The organism is Streptomyces sp. MMG1533 (assembly GCF_001279775.1).
Classification (GTDB): Bacteria; Actinomycetota; Actinomycetes; order Streptomycetales; family Streptomycetaceae; genus Streptomyces.
The window spans coordinates 1-16,213 of sequence record NZ_LGDG01000287.1 but is presented as its reverse complement, the minus strand read 5'-3'; the positions used below and the strand labels follow the sequence as shown (position 1 = coordinate 16,213).

General features: G+C 70.1%; 11 protein-coding genes. 5 read left to right on the top strand and 6 right to left on the bottom strand.

All coding sequences use genetic code 11. The annotated features are described in order from the left end of the window. The first annotated feature begins 22 nt into the window (after positions 1-22). Positions 23-655, top strand: a complete 633-nt coding sequence (locus tag ADK57_RS45375; protein ID WP_053755651.1) for a TetR/AcrR family transcriptional regulator — start codon at positions 23-25, stop codon at positions 653-655. A gap of 93 nt (positions 656-748) precedes the next feature. Here the strand turns inward: ADK57_RS45375 and mfd are convergent, their stop codons facing one another. The 3 genes from mfd to ADK57_RS45360 all read right to left on the bottom strand — a co-directional run bounded on the left by mfd (position 749) and on the right by ADK57_RS45360 (position 8,030). Continuing rightward, positions 749-4,279, bottom strand: coding sequence for a transcription-repair coupling factor (mfd, locus tag ADK57_RS45370; protein ID WP_053755650.1), 3,531 nt, complete (start codon positions 4,277-4,279; stop codon positions 749-751). A 401-nt stretch (positions 4,280-4,680) separates the two neighbouring features. Beyond that, positions 4,681-7,245: an ABC transporter permease gene (locus ADK57_RS45365; protein WP_053755649.1), complete on the bottom strand. Its 2,565-nt coding sequence runs from the start codon at positions 7,243-7,245 to the stop codon at positions 4,681-4,683. Further along, a complete protein-coding gene (locus tag ADK57_RS45360; protein ID WP_053755648.1) occupies positions 7,242-8,030 on the bottom strand; it encodes an ABC transporter ATP-binding protein in 789 nt (262 codons plus the stop codon). The genes ADK57_RS45365 and ADK57_RS45360 overlap by 4 nt, the downstream gene beginning before the upstream one ends. A gap of 457 nt (positions 8,031-8,487) precedes the next feature. Here ADK57_RS45360 and ADK57_RS45355 point away from each other — a divergent pair, with 457 nt between their 5' ends. Beyond that, the gene (locus ADK57_RS45355; RefSeq protein ID WP_053755647.1) at positions 8,488-10,008 is read left to right on the top strand and encodes an MFS transporter; all 1,521 of its coding nucleotides are present in this window, start codon (positions 8,488-8,490) and stop codon (positions 10,006-10,008) included. 34 nt (positions 10,009-10,042) lie between these two features. On the opposite strand, the gene ADK57_RS45350 is transcribed toward ADK57_RS45355, so the two are convergent. Then, positions 10,043-10,444, bottom strand: coding sequence for a hypothetical protein (locus ADK57_RS45350; RefSeq protein ID WP_053755646.1), 402 nt, complete (start codon positions 10,442-10,444; stop codon positions 10,043-10,045). 18 nt (positions 10,445-10,462) lie between these two features. Then, on the bottom strand, positions 10,463-10,981 hold the full coding sequence (locus tag ADK57_RS45345) for a DUF3592 domain-containing protein (RefSeq protein ID WP_053755645.1): 519 nt from the start codon (positions 10,979-10,981) through the stop codon (positions 10,463-10,465). On the opposite strand from ADK57_RS45345, the gene ADK57_RS45340 reads away from it, so the two are divergent. The 3 genes from ADK57_RS45340 (at position 10,949) to ADK57_RS45330 (ending at position 12,788) form a co-directional block, all read left to right on the top strand. Further along, entirely contained in the window at positions 10,949-11,440 is a 492-nt protein-coding gene (locus ADK57_RS45340; protein ID WP_053755644.1) for a GNAT family N-acetyltransferase, read from the top strand. The genes ADK57_RS45345 and ADK57_RS45340 overlap by 33 nt on opposite strands. 267 nt (positions 11,441-11,707) lie before the next feature. Beyond that, positions 11,708-12,547 (top strand): helix-turn-helix domain-containing protein, encoded by an 840-nt coding sequence (locus ADK57_RS45335; RefSeq protein WP_053755643.1) that lies wholly within the window; start codon positions 11,708-11,710, stop codon positions 12,545-12,547. Next, the gene (locus ADK57_RS45330) at positions 12,519-12,788 is read left to right on the top strand and encodes a DUF397 domain-containing protein (RefSeq protein WP_053755642.1); all 270 of its coding nucleotides are present in this window, start codon (positions 12,519-12,521) and stop codon (positions 12,786-12,788) included. The genes ADK57_RS45335 and ADK57_RS45330 overlap by 29 nt, the downstream gene beginning before the upstream one ends. Here ADK57_RS45330 and ADK57_RS45325 read toward each other — a convergent pair. Further along, positions 12,769-16,213, bottom strand: a 3,445-nt coding sequence (locus ADK57_RS45325; protein WP_159050249.1) for a TIR-like protein FxsC, incomplete at its 5' end; no start/stop codon positions are given. The genes ADK57_RS45330 and ADK57_RS45325 overlap by 20 nt on opposite strands.

The following is a 16,213-nucleotide window of genomic DNA, read 5'->3' as shown; positions in this document are numbered from 1 at the left end:
GATCGGGCGTACGCTGCTGCCCATGAGCCCAAGGCCCACCGAACCGAAGAATCCCATCGCCCCGAAGCACCCCACCGAACCGAAGAAGACGGGCGCCACCCGCCCGTACCACCACGGCGACCTGCGCCGCGCCATCCTCACCGCCGCGCTCGACGTCATCGCCGCCGACGGCCCCTCCGCGCTGAGCCTGCGTGACCTCGCCCGCCGCGCCGGTGTCTCGCACGCGGCGCCCGCCCACCACTTCAAGGACCGCACCGGACTGCTCACGGCGATCGCGGCCGAGGGCTTCGGGCTGCTCGCGACCACTCTCAACGAGGCCTCGGACCTGAAGGACGCGGGCGTGCGCTACGTACGCTTCGCGCGCGAGCACCCCGCGCACTTCCAGGTCATGTTCGCGCCCGAGCTGCTGCGCGGCGAAGACCTCGAACTGACCACGGGCCGCGCCCTCGCCGCCGACGCCCTGCGCGAGGCGGTCTCCGGCGTACGCGCCGAGGACTTCGGCGTCGACAGCCGCCTCGCCGGCGTGGCCGCCTGGTCCCTGGCCCACGGCTTCGCCACGCTGCTCCTCGGCCACAACCTGGACGGCCCGGTCGGCGACCGGGACCCCGAGGAGGTGTTCCGGACCCTGGCGACGACGCTGTTCCGCTCCGCCTGAGGCCCGTTCCAAAGAGCCCGTTCCAAAGGGCCCACTCCAAGGGGCCCGCGCCAGGGGCCCAGAAAAGCCCTGCGACCGGGAACCCGAAAGCCCCTACGACCCCAGAATCGACGCCAGGAACTCCCCGACCCAGCCGAGCAACTCCCGCCCGATCAACGGCTTCCCGCCCACCTTCGCCGTCTTCGGCCGCGGCACCAGCACCTGGTGCGCCGCCGGCTTGATGACGGTCCCCGGGTACAGCCGCTTGAGGCGCAGTTCCTGGGACTCCCTCAACTCCACCGGTGCGAAGCGGATGTTGTTGCCCTGGAGGACGACCTCGCCGACGCCGCACGCGCGCGCGAGCATGCGAAGTCCCGCCACCAGCAGCAGGTTCTCCACGGGTTCGGGCAACTTGCCGTAGCGGTCGACGAGTTCCTCGCGTACGGCCTTGATGTCGTCCTCGGTGTTGACCGAGGCGATCGCCCGGTAGGCCTGGAGACGGAGGCGCTCGCCGGGGGCGTAGTCGTGCGGGACGTGGGCGTCGACCGGGAGCTCGATCTTGACCTCGAGGGGTGCCTCCTCCTCGACGCCGCCTTCCAGGGAGGCGCGGTAGTCGGCGACTGCCTCGCCGACCATGCGGACGTACAGGTCGAAGCCGACGCCCGCGATGTGGCCGGACTGTTCGCCGCCGAGGAGGTTGCCCGCGCCGCGGATCTCCAGGTCCTTCATCGCGACGTACATGCCCGCGCCCATCTCGGTGTGCTGTGCGATGGTCGCCAGGCGCTCGTGGGCGGTCTCCGTCAGCGGCTTCTCCGGGGGGTAGAGGAAGTAGGCGTAGCCGCGCTCGCGGCCTCGGCCCACCCGGCCGCGCAGCTGGTGGAGTTGGGAGAGGCCGAAGTTGTCGCCGCGTTCCACGATCAGCGTGTTCGCGTTGGAGATGTCGATGCCGGACTCGACGATCGTGGTCGACACCAGCACGTCGAACTTCTTCTCCCAGAAGTCGACGACCACCTGCTCCAGCGACTGCTCCGACATCTGGCCGTGGGCGGTCGCGATGCGGGCCTCGGGGATGATCTCCCTCAGACGGGCCGCGGCCCTGTCGATCGACTCCACGCGGTTGTGGATGTAGAAGACCTGGCCCTCGCGCAGCAGTTCGCGGCGGACGGCCGCGCCGATCTGCCTCTCCTCGTACGGGCCGACGAAGGTGAGCACCGGGTGGCGCTCCTCGGGGGGCGTGGTGATCGTGGACATCTCGCGGATGCCCGTGACGGCCATCTCCAGGGTGCGCGGGATCGGGGTCGCGGACATCGTCAGGACGTCGACGTTCGCGCGGAGCTTCTTCAGCTGCTCCTTGTGCTCGACACCGAAGCGCTGCTCCTCGTCGACGATGACCAGGCCCAGGTCCTTGAACTTGGTCTCGGCGGAGAACAGCCGGTGGGTGCCGATGACGACGTCCACCGAGCCGTCGCGCAGGCCCTCCAGGACCGCCTTCGCCTCGGTGTCGGTCTGGAAGCGGGACAGGGCCCGCACGTTCACCGGGAACTGCGAGTAGCGCTCGCCGAACGTCCCGAAGTGCTGCTGCACCAGCAGGGTGGTGGGGACGAGCACGGCGACCTGCTTGCCGTCCTGGACCGCCTTGAAGGCGGCGCGGACCGCGATCTCCGTCTTGCCGTAGCCGACGTCGCCGCAGACCAGGCGGTCCATGGGGACCGTCTTCTCCATGTCCTCCTTGACCTCGGAGATCGTCGTCAGCTGGTCGGGCGTCTCCGCATACGGGAAGGCGTCCTCCAACTCGCGCTGCCAGGGGGTGTCCGGGGCGAAGGCGTGCCCGGGGGCGGCCATCCGCGCGCTGTACAGCCTGATCAGGTCGGCGGCGATCTCCTTGACCGCCTTCTTCGCGCGCGCCTTGGTCTTCGTCCAGTCGGCGCCGCCCAGGCGGTGCAGGGTGGGGGCCTCGCCGCCGACGTACTTGGTGATCTGCTCCAGCTGGTCGGTGGGGATGTAGAGACGGTCGCCGGGCTGGCCGCGCTTGGCGGGGGCGTACTCCACCACCAGGTACTCGCGGGTCGCGCCCTGCACGGTCCGCTGGACCATCTCGATGTAGCGGCCCACGCCGTGCTGCTCGTGGACGATGTAGTCGCCCGCCTCAAGGGTGAGCGGGTCGATGGTCTTGCGACGCCGGGCGGGCATCCGGGCGCCGTCCTTGCCGGCCGCCTTCTGCCCGGAGAGGTCGGTCTCCGTCAGGACGGCGAGCTTCAGCGCCGGGTCGACGAAGCCGAAGTCGATGGAGCCGCACGCCACGTGCACGACGGAGGGACTCAGCACTGCGAGGTCCGCCTCCAGGCGGGCCGCGATGCCCTCCCCGCCGAGCACCTCGACGGTACGGGCCGCCGGGCCGTGCGCCTCGGTCACGTACACCGCGCGCCAGCCGTCGGCGAGCCAGCCCTTGGTGTCGGCGAGCGCCTTCGCCGTGTCGCCGCGGTACGTCTCGGGCGCGTGCATGCCGAGCTTGAGCGTGTCTGCGTCGAGCTCCTCGTCGGCCGCGAACGGCGACACCGACCACCACATCATGTCCAGTTCGCGCGCCCGGTCCCGGACGTCCGCGATGGCCCACAGGGAGGCCGCGCCGACGTCGATGGGCGCCTCGCCGCCGCCCGCGGTGGCCGCCCAGGACGCCTGCAGGAACTCCTGCGAGGTCGCCACGAGATCAGCGGCACGCGTGCGTACCCGCTCCGGATCGCAGACGACCGCCATGGAGCCCTTGGGCAGGACGTCGAGCAGCAGCTCCATGTCGTCGACCAGGACCGGCGCCAGGGACTCCATTCCCTCTACGGCGATCCCCTCGGCGATCTTTCCGAGCAGCTCGCCCAGCTCCGGGTGCTGCTCGGCGAGGGCACGCGCACGCGTGCGGACGTCCTGCGTCAACAGAAGTTCACGGCAGGGCGGCGCCCACAGGCCGTGCTCGGCGACTTCGAGGGAGCGCTGGTCGGCGACCTTGAAGTAGCGGATCTCCTCGACGTCGTCGCCCCAGAACTCGATGCGCAGGGGGTGTTCCTCGGTGGGCGGGAACACGTCGAGGATGCCGCCTCGTACGGCGAACTCGCCGCGCTTCTCGACGAGTTCCACGCGCGCGTACGCGGCGGCCGCGAGGGCCTGGACGATCTCGTTCAGGTCGGCGGTCTGCCCGGTCCGCAGGGCCACCGGCTCCAGGTCGCCGAGGCCCTTGACCTGCGGCTGGAGCACGGATCGTACGGGCGCGACGACGACGGAGACCGGCCCGGTCTCGGGGTCGTCGGGGCGGGGGTGGGCCAGGCGCCGCAGCACGGCGAGCCGGCGGCCCACGGTGTCGCTGCGTGGGCTCAGGCGCTCGTGCGGGAGGGTCTCCCAGGACGGGTACTCCACGACCCCCTCCGGTGGGAGGAGCGAGCGCAGGGACGCGGCCAGGTCCTCCGCCTCGCGTCCGGTCGCCGTCACCGCCAGTACGGGGCGGCCTGCCTCGCGGGCGAGCGCGGCGACCGCGAGGGGGCGGGCGGCGGGCGGGCCGACCAGGTCGACGTGCATGCGGTTGCCGTCTGCGGCCGCGGTGATGGCTTCCGCGAGGGCGGGATCCTTGACTACGGCGTCGAGCAGACCGTGCAGGCTCATTCGGGGGCGGCTTTCGTCCGGGGGTGGGCAACGCGAATCGCCCGACGCGCGCGGCGGGCCGGGGGTGACTCCAGCGTACGTCGCTGCGCGTGCGGGTGCCGGGGCTGTGGATAACCTCCGCTGCCCGGTGCCCGGTGCTCGGCGTCGGCGTCGGCGTGGACGTGGACGTACCAGGGGGCTCCGCCCCCTGGACCCCCGGCCTATGCCCACCCACCACCCGACTCGGTGGGTCGAAGGGCGGGCGTCGCCCGACTCGCGCCGTCAGAAGGTGCACCTCGGCAGACTCGCGCCGTCAGAAGGTGGGCCTCGGCAGACGCAGACGAACCCGGCGCCGAGAAGTCCCCCGTGACTTCTCGGCGCCGGGCATCCCCCGTCCGCGGTGGCTGTGGTGGCTGTGGTGGCTACTCGGTTGCGATCGCGGTCAGTACGTTCATCCGTCCCGCCCGGAACGCCGGGATCAGCGCCGCGAACAGGCCCACGAAGGCCGAGCCGATGAAGACGGAGATGATCGTCGGCCAGGGGATCTCGAGGACGTTGAGGCCCTCCAGGGCGAGGAGCTTCTGGGCGGTGGCGCCCCAGCCCATGCCCAGCCCCAGGCCGAGCAGCGCGCCGAAGAGGGCGATCACCACCGACTCCATGCGGATCATCCGCCGCAGCTGGCGCCGCGAGAGGCCGATGGCCCGCATCAGGCCGATCTCGCGAGTCCGCTCGACGACCGACAGTGCCAGGGTGTTCACCACACCCAGGACCGCCACGATGATCGCCAGGGCGAGCAGGCCGTAGACCATGTTCAGGAGCTGGCCGATCTGGTCCTTGAGCTCCTGCTTGTAGTCGGTCTGGTCGCGGACCTGGTACTGCGGGTAGTCGTCCAGCGCCTTCTTGAGCGCCGCGTACGCCTGCTCCGACTGACCGGACTTGGCCTCGGCGAACATGATCGTGTTCGGCGGGATCTGGTCGGCCGGGACGTACTTCCGCATCGTCTCGATGCTGATGTAGCGCGCACCCTGGTCGAGGGCGCTGTCGTCGTCCGTGATGGCCGCGACCTTCAGCTTCGCCGTCTCGCCGCCCTTGAAGGCGACGTCGATGGTGTCGCCGACCCGAACGCCGTGCGCCTTGGCGTAGTCGGAGCCGACCGACATGGCGTCCTTGCCGTAAGCGGCCGTCAGGGTGCCCGCCGTGGTCGCGCGGCGCAGGTCCTCGGCGTACGACGGGTCCGCGGCGGTGACGCCGGAGTCGTCGGTCTTGCCGTCGGGCGAGGTGAGTGTGGCGTTGAGTTCCTTGTAGCTGGTGACGTGGGCCAGGCCGGGGCTCTGCTCCATCGCCTTCTCGGCCTGCGGGACGATCCGCTGGTTGCCCTGGACGATGAAGTCCGCGCCGACCGACTTGTCCAGTTCGCTCGTCGCCGAGGCGACCATCGAGGAGCCGACCACCGACAGACAGGCCACCAGGGCCAGGCCGATCATCAGGGCGGCGCCCGTGGCGCCCGTACGGCGCGGGTTGCGCAGGGCGTTGCGTTCGGCCATGCGTCCCACCGGGCCGAAGGCCCGCAGGAGCACCGCGCTGATCACCCGGACGACCCCGCCGGCCAGCAGCGGGCCGATGACGACGAAGCCGATCAGGGTCAGCACCACGCCCGCGCCCAGCATCAGCGAACCCTCGCTCGCCTTGTCGGCGGTGCCGGCCGCGTAGAGGGCGAAGGCGCCCGCACCCGTCAGCACGAGCCCGATCAGGCCGCGCACCAGGCCGGCCCTGCCGTCGGCCGGCGTGCCGGCGTCGCGCAGCGCGGCCATCGGGGAGACCTTCCCGGCGCGGCGGGCCGGGAGGTAGGCGGCGAGGACGGTGACCACGACGCCCAGCAGGACACCGGCGACCGGGGTGGTCGCCTTGATGGTCAGGTCGTCGGTGGAGAGGTTCATGCCGGCCGCCGACATGAGCTTCATCAGGCCGATGGCGATGCCGACGCCGGCCCCGACGCCCAGGACGGATCCCACGACACCGAGCAGCGTCGCCTCGACCAGCACGGACCGGTTGACCTGTCCGCGGGACGAGCCGACGGCCCGCATCAGGCCGATCTCTCGGGTGCGCTGGGCGACCAGCATCGAGAACGTGTTGATGATCAGGAAGATGCCGACCAGGAACGCGATCCCGGCGAAGCCGAGCATGGCGTACTTGATGACGTTCATGAACTCGCCGACGTCCTTGCGGTTCTCGTCGGCGTTCTCCTTGGCCGTCTGCAGCTTGAACGTGCCGTCCAGCGCCTGAGCGACGTTCTGCTTGAGCTGCGTGTCGCTGACGCCGGCCGCGGCCGTGACGTTGACCTGGGTGAACCGGCCGGTGGCGCCGAGGAGTTCGCGCTGTGCGGTCGGGGTGTCGAAGAAGACGATCGCGGCACCGGGGTTGGTCACCTTGAAGGTGGCGACGCCGACGATCTTCGCCGTGAAGTCACCGGCGACGGAGATCGTGCGCAGTTCGTCACCGAGCTTGAGGTGGTGCTTGTCGGCGGTGTCGGCGTCGACCATCAGCTCGGTCGGCCCGCGCGGGGCGTGCCCGGAGGTGATCTCCATCGACCGCAGTTCGTTCTTGGTCCAGTTGCCGGCGATCGTCGGGGCGCCGTTGCTGGAGCCCATGTTCTTGTTGTCGCTGTCGACGACGGTCACGTTCATCGAACTGACCGCGCCCTCGGCCGACTTGACGCCCTCCGCCTTCGCCACCTGCTGCAGCGTGGACGCCGGCAGCGACTCGGGCTTGCCGTTCTGCGGCGTGTCGTCGCTCTTGGCCTCCTTCGGGGAGACCGTGACGTCGGACGCGCTCGTCGCGAACAGCTTGTCGAAGGTCGTGTTCATCGTGTCGGTGAAGACGAGCGTGCCGCACACGAACGCCACCGACAGCAGGACCGCGACGGCCGACAGGGCCATCCGCCCCTTGTGCGCGATGAAGTTGCGCATCGAGGTCTTCAGGACGGTCATGACGTACGCCCCCGGGCGTCGAAGTCCTTCATGCGGTCCAGGACGGTCTCCGCGGTCGGCTTGTACATCTCGTCGACGATCCGGCCGTCGGCGAGGTACAGCACACGGTCCGCGTACGAAGCCGCCACCGGGTCGTGCGTGACCATCACGATGGTCTGCCCCAACTCGTCGACGGACCGCCGCAGGAAGCTCAGTACCTCGGCACCCGCGCGCGAGTCGAGGTTTCCGGTCGGCTCGTCACCGAAGATGATCTCGGGCCGGGCGGCCAGGGCGCGGGCCACGGCGACGCGCTGCTGCTGACCGCCGGAGAGCTGGGTCGGCCGGTGCTTGAGCCGGTCGCTCAGCCCGACGGTGTCGACGACCCGCCCCAGCCATGCCTTGTCCGGCTTCCGCCCGGCGATGTCCATGGGCAGTGTGATGTTCTCGAGCGCGTTCAGTGTCGGCAGCAGGTTGAACGCCTGGAAGATGAACCCGATCCGGTCCCGGCGCAGCTGCGTGAGCTTCTTGTCCTTGAGGCCGGTGATCTCGGTCTCGTCCAGGTAGATCTGCCCGGACGTCACGGTGTCGAGCCCGGCGAGGCAGTGCATCAAGGTGGACTTGCCGGACCCCGAGGGGCCCATGATCGCGGTGAACTGGCCGCGGGCGATGTCCACGTCGACGTGGTCGAGGGCGACGACCCGGGTCTCCCCGGACCCGTACGCCTTCACGACCTGCCGCGCCCGCGCGGCAACGGCCGTACGCCCTCCAGTGCCCCCGTGCCTGGTGATGGTCACAGCCGATGTCACGGTATGTCTCCTATGTCGGTCAGCAGGTGAATCTGTTGCTCAACGGGTGCTCAGCGGATGAGCCGTTCGAATGGGTACGTCGATGAGTCTGGCCCCCGGAGAGGCTCCGGCGCGCTGGTGCCGGGCCCCGTCTTGTGCTGGGGAAAACCCCACCCCCGGGGGTTCGGTGAACCACCCGCGACCGCTCCCCGACCGCTCCCCAGCGGCGTAAAGCCAGGTTAAGGACCGTCCCCGTGCCTTCTCGTCCTCCGGCGGTACGAACCCTCCCCCAGCCGTAGTACGGAGGTACCCCTAGGGGCAGTCCACCGTCAGGTGGATCCGTTCTCGGGGTCCTCTCCACCCTCAGGCCCGCTCAGGCTCCACCCTCCCGTGGCGTCAGGGTCAAGTCCCCCCGCGATGTACACCCCGGATGGGAAGCTGTCCCACGGCAGATAGATGCACGGGGAAAGGAATCCGCGTGGGCGACACGCAACCCGCGATCCAGCAGGCCGCGCAGCGCACCACACCCGACCGGCGCGGTGCCGTGGTCGCCGCCCTGATGCTCGCGATGGCGCTGGCGGCACTCGACTCCACCATCGTCTCCACCGCCGTACCGCAGATCGTCGGCGACCTCGGCGGCTTCTCGGTCTTCTCCTGGCTGTTCTCCGGCTATCTGCTCGCCGTCACCGTCACCCTCCCCGTCTACGGCAAGCTCTCCGACACCTTCGGCCGCAAACCGGTGCTGATCGCGGGCGCCACCCTGTTCCTGCTCGGTTCCCTCCTGTGCGCCGTGGCCTGGAACATGGGCGCGCTGATCGCCTTCCGGGTCGTACAGGGCTTGGGCGGCGGGGCGTTGCAGGGCACGGTCCAGACGCTCGCCGCCGACCTGTACCCCCTCAAGGACCGCCCGAAGATCCAGTCCAAGCTGTCCACGGTCTGGGCGGTGTCCGCGGTCGCGGGACCCGGTGTGGGCGGCATCCTGGCGGCGTACGCGGACTGGCGCTGGATCTTCCTGGTCAACCTGCCGATCGGCGCGGTCGCGCTGTGGCTGATCGTCCGCTACCTGCACGAGCCGCAGCGGGACGTACGACCTGAGGAGGAGGGAACGACCGCCACGCGCACGCGTGTCGACTGGGCGGGCGCGCTCGCCGTGTTCGCGTGCGGCGGCGTCCTGCTCACCGCGCTGGTACAGGGCGGGGTGGCCTGGCCGTGGCTGTCGGCACCCTCCATGGCCCTGTTCGGCACGGGACTCGCGCTGGTGGCGGTCGTGGTGCTCGTGGAACGCAGGGCGCCCGAGCCGATCATCCCCGGCTGGGTGTGGCGGCGCCGTACGATCGCCGCGGTCAACTTGGCCCTCGGCGCACTGGGGCTGTTGATGGTGGCCCCGACCGTCTTCCTGCCGACGTACGCCCAGTCGGTGCTGGGCCTGGCACCGGTGACCGCCGGATTCGTGCTGTCCGTATGGACGCTCAGCTGGCCGGTGTCGGCCGCTCTCAGCCAGCACGTCTACCGCCGCATCGGCTTCCGCAACACCGCGATGCTCGGCATCGGCGCCGCCGCGCTGATCCTGTTCGCGTTCCCGTTCCTGCCGTATCCGGGTGAGGCATGGCAGCCGACACTGCTGATGCTGCTGCTCGGCGCCGCACTGGGCCTTTTCCAACTCCCGCTGCTCGTCGGGGTGCAGTCGACCGTCGACTGGGAGGAACGCGGCACCACCACAGCCTCTGTCCTCTTCTGCCGCCAGACCGGCCAGACCATCGGCGCGGCCGTCTTCGGCGCGGTCGCCAACGGCGTACTGGCCGCACGGCTCGGCGGCGCGAGCGACCTGGACTCGGTGACCCGGGCCCTGGACGCGGGCACCGCGCCCGAGGCGACCCGGCACGCGATCGCGGACGCGGTGCACGCGGTGTACCTGGGGGCGGCGGGTGCGGCGGCGATCGCGTTCGTGGTGCTGCTGGTGCTGGCACCGCGGCGGTTCCCGGTGCTCACGGAGCAGTGAACGGGTCCGCTGTCCTACGCCTTCCGCGCGCGTCCTACGCCTTCCGCGCGTCGGCGATCCGGTCCAACTCGCGCATCGCCTCGGCATGGGCGCTCATCCGGCGGCTCAGGCTGCCGCTCGTGAACAGCGCGACACCGACGACCGACACCGGGACGGACAGCCCGAGCACGGCGATGGCCTCGGGCCAGTCGCGCTCGTCCTGACACCAATCGCCGCGCTGCAGACCCTCGTTGGCCGTACCGCCATCCGTGAACAACCGTGATTCGCACTCCGCGGGGTACTGGTCGTCCGGCTCCTCGTCCACCTCGTACGGCGTGAGCACCAGCACGGCGCACCACGTCCACAGGAGCCCCGCCACGGCCAGCAGACCGACGCCCCAATTGCGTGTCCGGCCGGCCCGGTCGCGGAAGTCGAGGTCGTATTCACGTGATCGCATGGCCGATGAATCTAGCGCTCAGAAGACGATCGCAACGAACACGTACCCGGTGGCTGCGGCCAGCGCGAGAGCGTTGACGATCGATATGGCCAGTTTGTCCCCGCGATATCCGGAGAGCACGATCCGCCGAGGCCTGACCGGGTCGTAGAGAACGCGGACCTTGCCGTCCGGGAAGGCATCCGGGAAGGAAAACGGCCCGGGCGGCCCGGACTTCGGGAAAGGGGACTCGACCCTGACGAGCCGACCGTCCGGAGGGGTGAAAGCCACCACGGGATAGAAGCTCGAATCGCCGCCCTTCTCCCGTTCCTCGCGCACATCGACCACGTCCGCCTCGATCCACTCCCCCCGCGTGTAGAGACGGTACGTACGCCACGCCGTAACGGCCTGCACCAGGCAGAGAAACCCCATCACGAGACCGGCGACACCAGCGAGAACCTGTTCATCCCCCATGCCCCTGAGTTTATTGGCAGGCTCGAGAACCGGATCACGCATACCCTGCCCCGCATGGTGAAGCTGGAACGACTGCGCCCCGACCACGCGGACGCACTCCTTGCCTTCGAGCGAGCGAACCGCACCTATTTCGCCCGCTTCATATCGGATCGCGGTGACACGTACTTCACCGAATTCGCCGCCCGGTACGAGGCGTTGCTCGCCGAGCAGGACGCGGGTGTCTGCCATTTCCATGTGGTGCTGGACGGGAAGGGTGAACTGATCGGCCGGGTGAACCTCGTGGACGTGACGGAGGACGGCTCGGCCGAACTGGGCTACCGGGTGGGCGAATTCGCGGCGGGGCGGGGTGTGGCGACGGCGGCGGTGGCGGCCGTGTGCCGACTGGCCGCGACACAGTACGGGCTGACCTCGCTCACGGCGGTCGCGACCCTCGACAACCTGGCGTCCAGGACCGTCCTCGAACGCAGCGGCTTCTCCGCCGAGCGCGAGACCACGGTCGCCGGCCGCCCCGGCATCGCCTACCGGCTCGCGCACCTCGAACACTGACAGGGCGGAAACCGGCCCGCCAGGTCGAAGGGCACGTCCTTGCGTGAGGGCTGGTACGTCACTTTGGGTCCCCAGGTGCGTCCCCCGTCCCGGGACACCTGAAGGGAGATGTGTGCCCCGATCAGGCCGTCTTCCTGCTCTTCCGTGAGGTCCACGCCGCCGCCTTTCACTTTCTGTGCCGCTTCATGCACAGAGTGGCGTCGGGGTGGGTAGGTGCGGGAGGTAGCCGAGCGTGACAACGGGGTCCGCACGAGGGGGAGTCGGTACGTGGCCATCGAGGACAATCCGCGTTCGCGAGAGCAGTACGGGCAGGAGCTCAAGCGGAGGCGGGAGGCAGCGGGGTTCACGCAGGAGGAGCTGAGCCAACGTGCGGTGATGTCGCGCACGCACATCGCCCATATCGAGGCGGGGCGGCGGAGGCCGGACGTGGAGGACGCACGGCGGCTGGATGTGGTGCTGGAGGCGGGCGGGTTCTTCGAGCGGTTTCTGCCGACGCTGGACGGCAGGAAGGTGGCGGAACACTTCGCCGAGGCAGCGGAGTTGGAGCGGCAGGCGGTCGCGATCAAGCAGTATGCGAGCACCCTCGTACCGGGTTTCCTGCAGACACCTGAGTACGCGCGCGAGGTGCTCGGCTCAGGACACCCCGCCAAGAGCGACGAGAAGCGTGACAGCCTCCTCGCCACACGCGTCGAGCGGACCCGGATCCTGGACGACTTCGACTCGCCGAAAGTGACGCTCCTGCTCGGCGAGGCGGTACTGCGTCAGGTGATCGGCAGCCCGGAGATCATGTGCGAGCAGCTCTGGCACATCGCGGAGTTGGGCGAGAGCCGACGGATCCGCGCGCACGTGCTCCCCTTCACGGCGGGTGCGCACGCCCTCCTGGCGGGCCCGGTCAAGCTCATGTGGTTCGAGGAGCTGCCGCCCGTCGCGTACGTCGAGGGCCTGAAATCGGGCCGGGTCTGGGAAGTCCAGGGCACCGTACGCGAGTTGGAGGACGTCTACGATCATGCGCTGGGCGACGCCTTGTCGCACCGCAAGTCCCTGGCGTTGATCAGGTCGGTGGCGGAGGATTACGAGCATGAAGCGCAGCGGACACAGCATTCCTGACGCATCGGTACTGACCGGCTGGCACAAGTCCAGCTACAGCGGCGAGAGCGGCGGCGACTGCCTCGAAGTCGCCGCGTGGCGCAAGTCGACGTACAGCGACGAGAGCGGCGGCGACTGCCTGGAGGTGGACGACGCCGCCGCCCCCACCCACGTCCCCGTCCGCGACAGCAAGAACCCCACGGGGCCTGCGCTGCTCTTCTCGGCCCCGGCCTGGTCGACGTTCATCGCCGGCCTCCGGTAGCGTCCCCGTCCTCGAAGGCGTTGTGCAGGTCGTCGAAGAGACTGGGGTCGCAGGGCCTCAGCCGGGTCGTCCGAGCCACTCTCGCGATGCTCTCGGCGATCTTCCGGACGGCGTGTTCGTATGCAGGGCGGCTCCCGGTTGTTCTCATCAGGCCACTCAGACCCTCCTGGACATATCTGCGCCCGAGGGATTCAGTCGTGTACTGGATGCTCCGGGCTACCGGCGGCACCTGTCTGATGTGAACGGGGGACCAGAGCACGGGCACGATGGCCGACACCGGGAAGCCGCTCTCGGAGGGTTCCATCAGCTGACGCCGGTTGAAGGCCTCCCACTCCCTGCCGCACCAATCGCTCGTGAAGTAGCGGGGCGAATAGAGGGGAACGAACACTCGGGCACCGGCCAGTGCCCGCATCAGCGCCGGCTGCCACCGTGAACCCGCCGGCAGTCCCACATCGATGAAGCCCGGGGCCGATTCCCCAAGTTCGGTCATTTCGCCGAGATGCCGGCTCAGGTCGTCGAAGAAGCGATGCTCCGCTCCGCGCTCCGAAGTGAGATCGGGAGGCCTGTGGGAGTAGCTCAGATAGAAGAGCGGCTCCTCGGCGGGCGGGCGGGGCGGTGTGAGCTGCGGCCCCCGATCGCGAACTTCCGCGCGCGACACGCGGCTGCTGAAAAGTTCAGGGGTGACCTTGATGGTCTTGGGATCGCCGTCGGATGCCGAAACGAGGGAGCACAGCCATCCGTCCACGTCGATCACCGCCGCGCCCGGAGCCGCGTGATGAACATCCCGGGAAACGGAACGGACTACCGGTCCACCTGGCCTCGCCTGCCCGGCCCACACGGCAATGGATGCGCTGCTGTCGTCGGAGTGGGCGACGAACGCCGTAGGAGAAATGTCTTCCGAGACCTCCAACAGAGTCAGCCCCGGCACAGCGAGTCGGTGAAGCGCGGTAACCGTGAAGGCATCTCCGCCGGGCCACCGATGGACCTGGAACGGACCGACCTGCCGGTCGATGACGCTGGTCAGCACCGCATCGGATCTCACGACCACCCCGGTGCCGAGAAATTCACCGCCCTGACTGATCCAGACGAGCGTCAGCATGAACCGAGCGACTTCCGGCCTGCCCGCCAGCACGCTCAGGACCTGGTGGGCGACTGTCCGACGCCCCGTCTTGATGTCTGCCACAGCCTTCGCCAGAACCAGCGGGTTTGTTCCGGTTGCCTCGACCAGGTCCGCCAGCTCACGAGTCTCGGTCCACAGCTCTCCACGATCCGGGGTGAGTGCCGACCTGACGTAATCCATGGCTTCGTTCCGGCTGAAGTCGCGTAGCGCCACCGCCTCATACGGCTCGCGGGGAAACGGTGCGCCTTCCGAGAGAGTGATCAGAACGCTTCCGTTGCCCGCCGAGGCCACCATGAGGGAAAGCCGATCCGGGAGGACTTCCGGGGTGGCTCCGTCATAGACCAGCAGCGAGCCGGGATGGGCGACGAAATGGGCATGGAGTCGGCCCAGGACATCGTCCATGCCGATCTCGTCCGCATCTCGGATGAGGCCGAGGTCGGTGGCGAGGGTGGTGAGTGCATCCTCCATGGCCTCGCGACTGTGCGCACTGATCCAGCGGACCAGGGTGAACTCCGCGGCCAGCTCCCGCGCGCATGCGATGGCCAGGGCGGTCTTTCCCACGCCCGGAGGCCCCACGATCACGCAGGTGGTCGGGCTCATTGCCGGATGGCGCGCCGTATTCGCGGAACTGCCCTTTCGCAGCACTCGCAGGACATGGGCGGCTTGCTCCCGACGGACGTAGTGTTCCGGAAGCGGGGGGATCCGGCTCGGCACTCTCCCCTCCGGTTGAACCGGGCCCGCCGCACGGCCGAACCCCGTCTCGAACCCGGCGTTCTCCGCAGGCGCTTCCAGCCCACGCCTGCGCCGTCGCCGGGGAAGGAATCGCGCCCGCCGTCTCGCCCCGGCCTCCTCCGACAGCGCCGGCTTGTCCGAACCACTCCCCAGCCGTGCCGCCAACTCCGCATAATCACCCCCCACCCCGCTGAAGACCGCCAACGCCACCTCCGCGAACGCCCGGCTCTCCTCCGGCAGGTCGATCCCGTCCAGCCCGCTTTCCGCCCCTGTGGCCACCAGCGCCGCGAAGTCCGTGACGCCCCCCAGCGTTTCCGACACCCGCTCGCTGACGCCCTCCATCACCTGCCGCAGCACGCGCAGGGACTCCGTGCGGGTCAGGCGGTCCAGCAGGGCTTCGCGCACGCCGTCCCGGAAGTCGTACAGGACCGTGTCCAGGTCCTCCCCCGGACCGCCGGGGGTGCGGGGGACCAGGAGGCCGGAGAGGAAGATCTCCGCCAAGTGCATGGGGGTCGAGGACGGGAGCATCGTGCGCTGGACGAGCCGCATCACGGGGAGGCTGAGCGGCGCCGCCGCCAGGAGGCGCAGAAGGCGGAAGGCCTCCGGCGAGTAGCCCTCCTCGAAGCGTTCGATCCAGGTGCCCGGGTGGCTCGGCTCGTCGGGCTCCTCCGCCCGGACGGGGCGGGCGACCACCGTGAGGGGTGCGGCCAGCAAGGGAGTCCAGTCCGTCGTGCGGGCCGCGACCAGGCGGGCCCACGGGTGGAGCCACGGGCCGGAGACCTCCAGCACCGGAAGCCAGCGGATCCGGGCCCGGTCGGCCGCACCCGCACGGCCCCGCGCGATGCCCGGCAGCGGGCCGGAGGAGCGGGCCTCGATCGTCGCCCGGGCGGCTTCCGTACCGCGCGCCCGGACCGCGGAGGTGCGCAACGCTGTGCGGTGCCACAGGCGGCTGGGGAGCACCTGAAGCGCGGCCACGGGGCGTTCGCGGGACCAGGCGGCGAGTGTCGCGGGCAGTTCTGTCCCGTACCACGCCGGGCCCACGCCGTCCGTCAGGACCAGGACGGCCCGGCGACCGGTGGGGTCGGTCAGGGCCTGTCGCCAGCGGCGCGTCGGTGACGCGGCCTGCGCGCCTCGCCGGAACACGGCCAGGCGCGGCTCCGGCTCCTGTGTGTGCAGCGCCCAGGCGCGTACGTCGGCGAAGGCGCCGTGTCGGGCGAGGAAACCGCGCAGCTCGTCCGCCAGCCGGTGCCAGACGGTCATCGTCATGCCGGTGTCGATCAACAGGTCGACAGAGAAGCGGAGTTCGCTCGCCGGGCGCAGGACCGGCAGGAGCAGGCCCGTGTCGCCGGAGGCTGCCGCCGTGGCCTCCACGTCGAGGGTGCGGGTGCGGGCGGAGGCGACCGTCTGACGCAGGGGGCGCAGTGCCCGGGCGAGTGGCAGAACGTCGGGCAGCGCGTGCGGCTGGGTCACGCGGATGGCTTGGGCGCCGCCGGGGCGGAGAGGCGCGGTGCCGGTGCCTCCGGGCAGGTGCAGGCGGGCCGACGGGGGCTGCGGGCCGGCGTCGGGGGTGGGG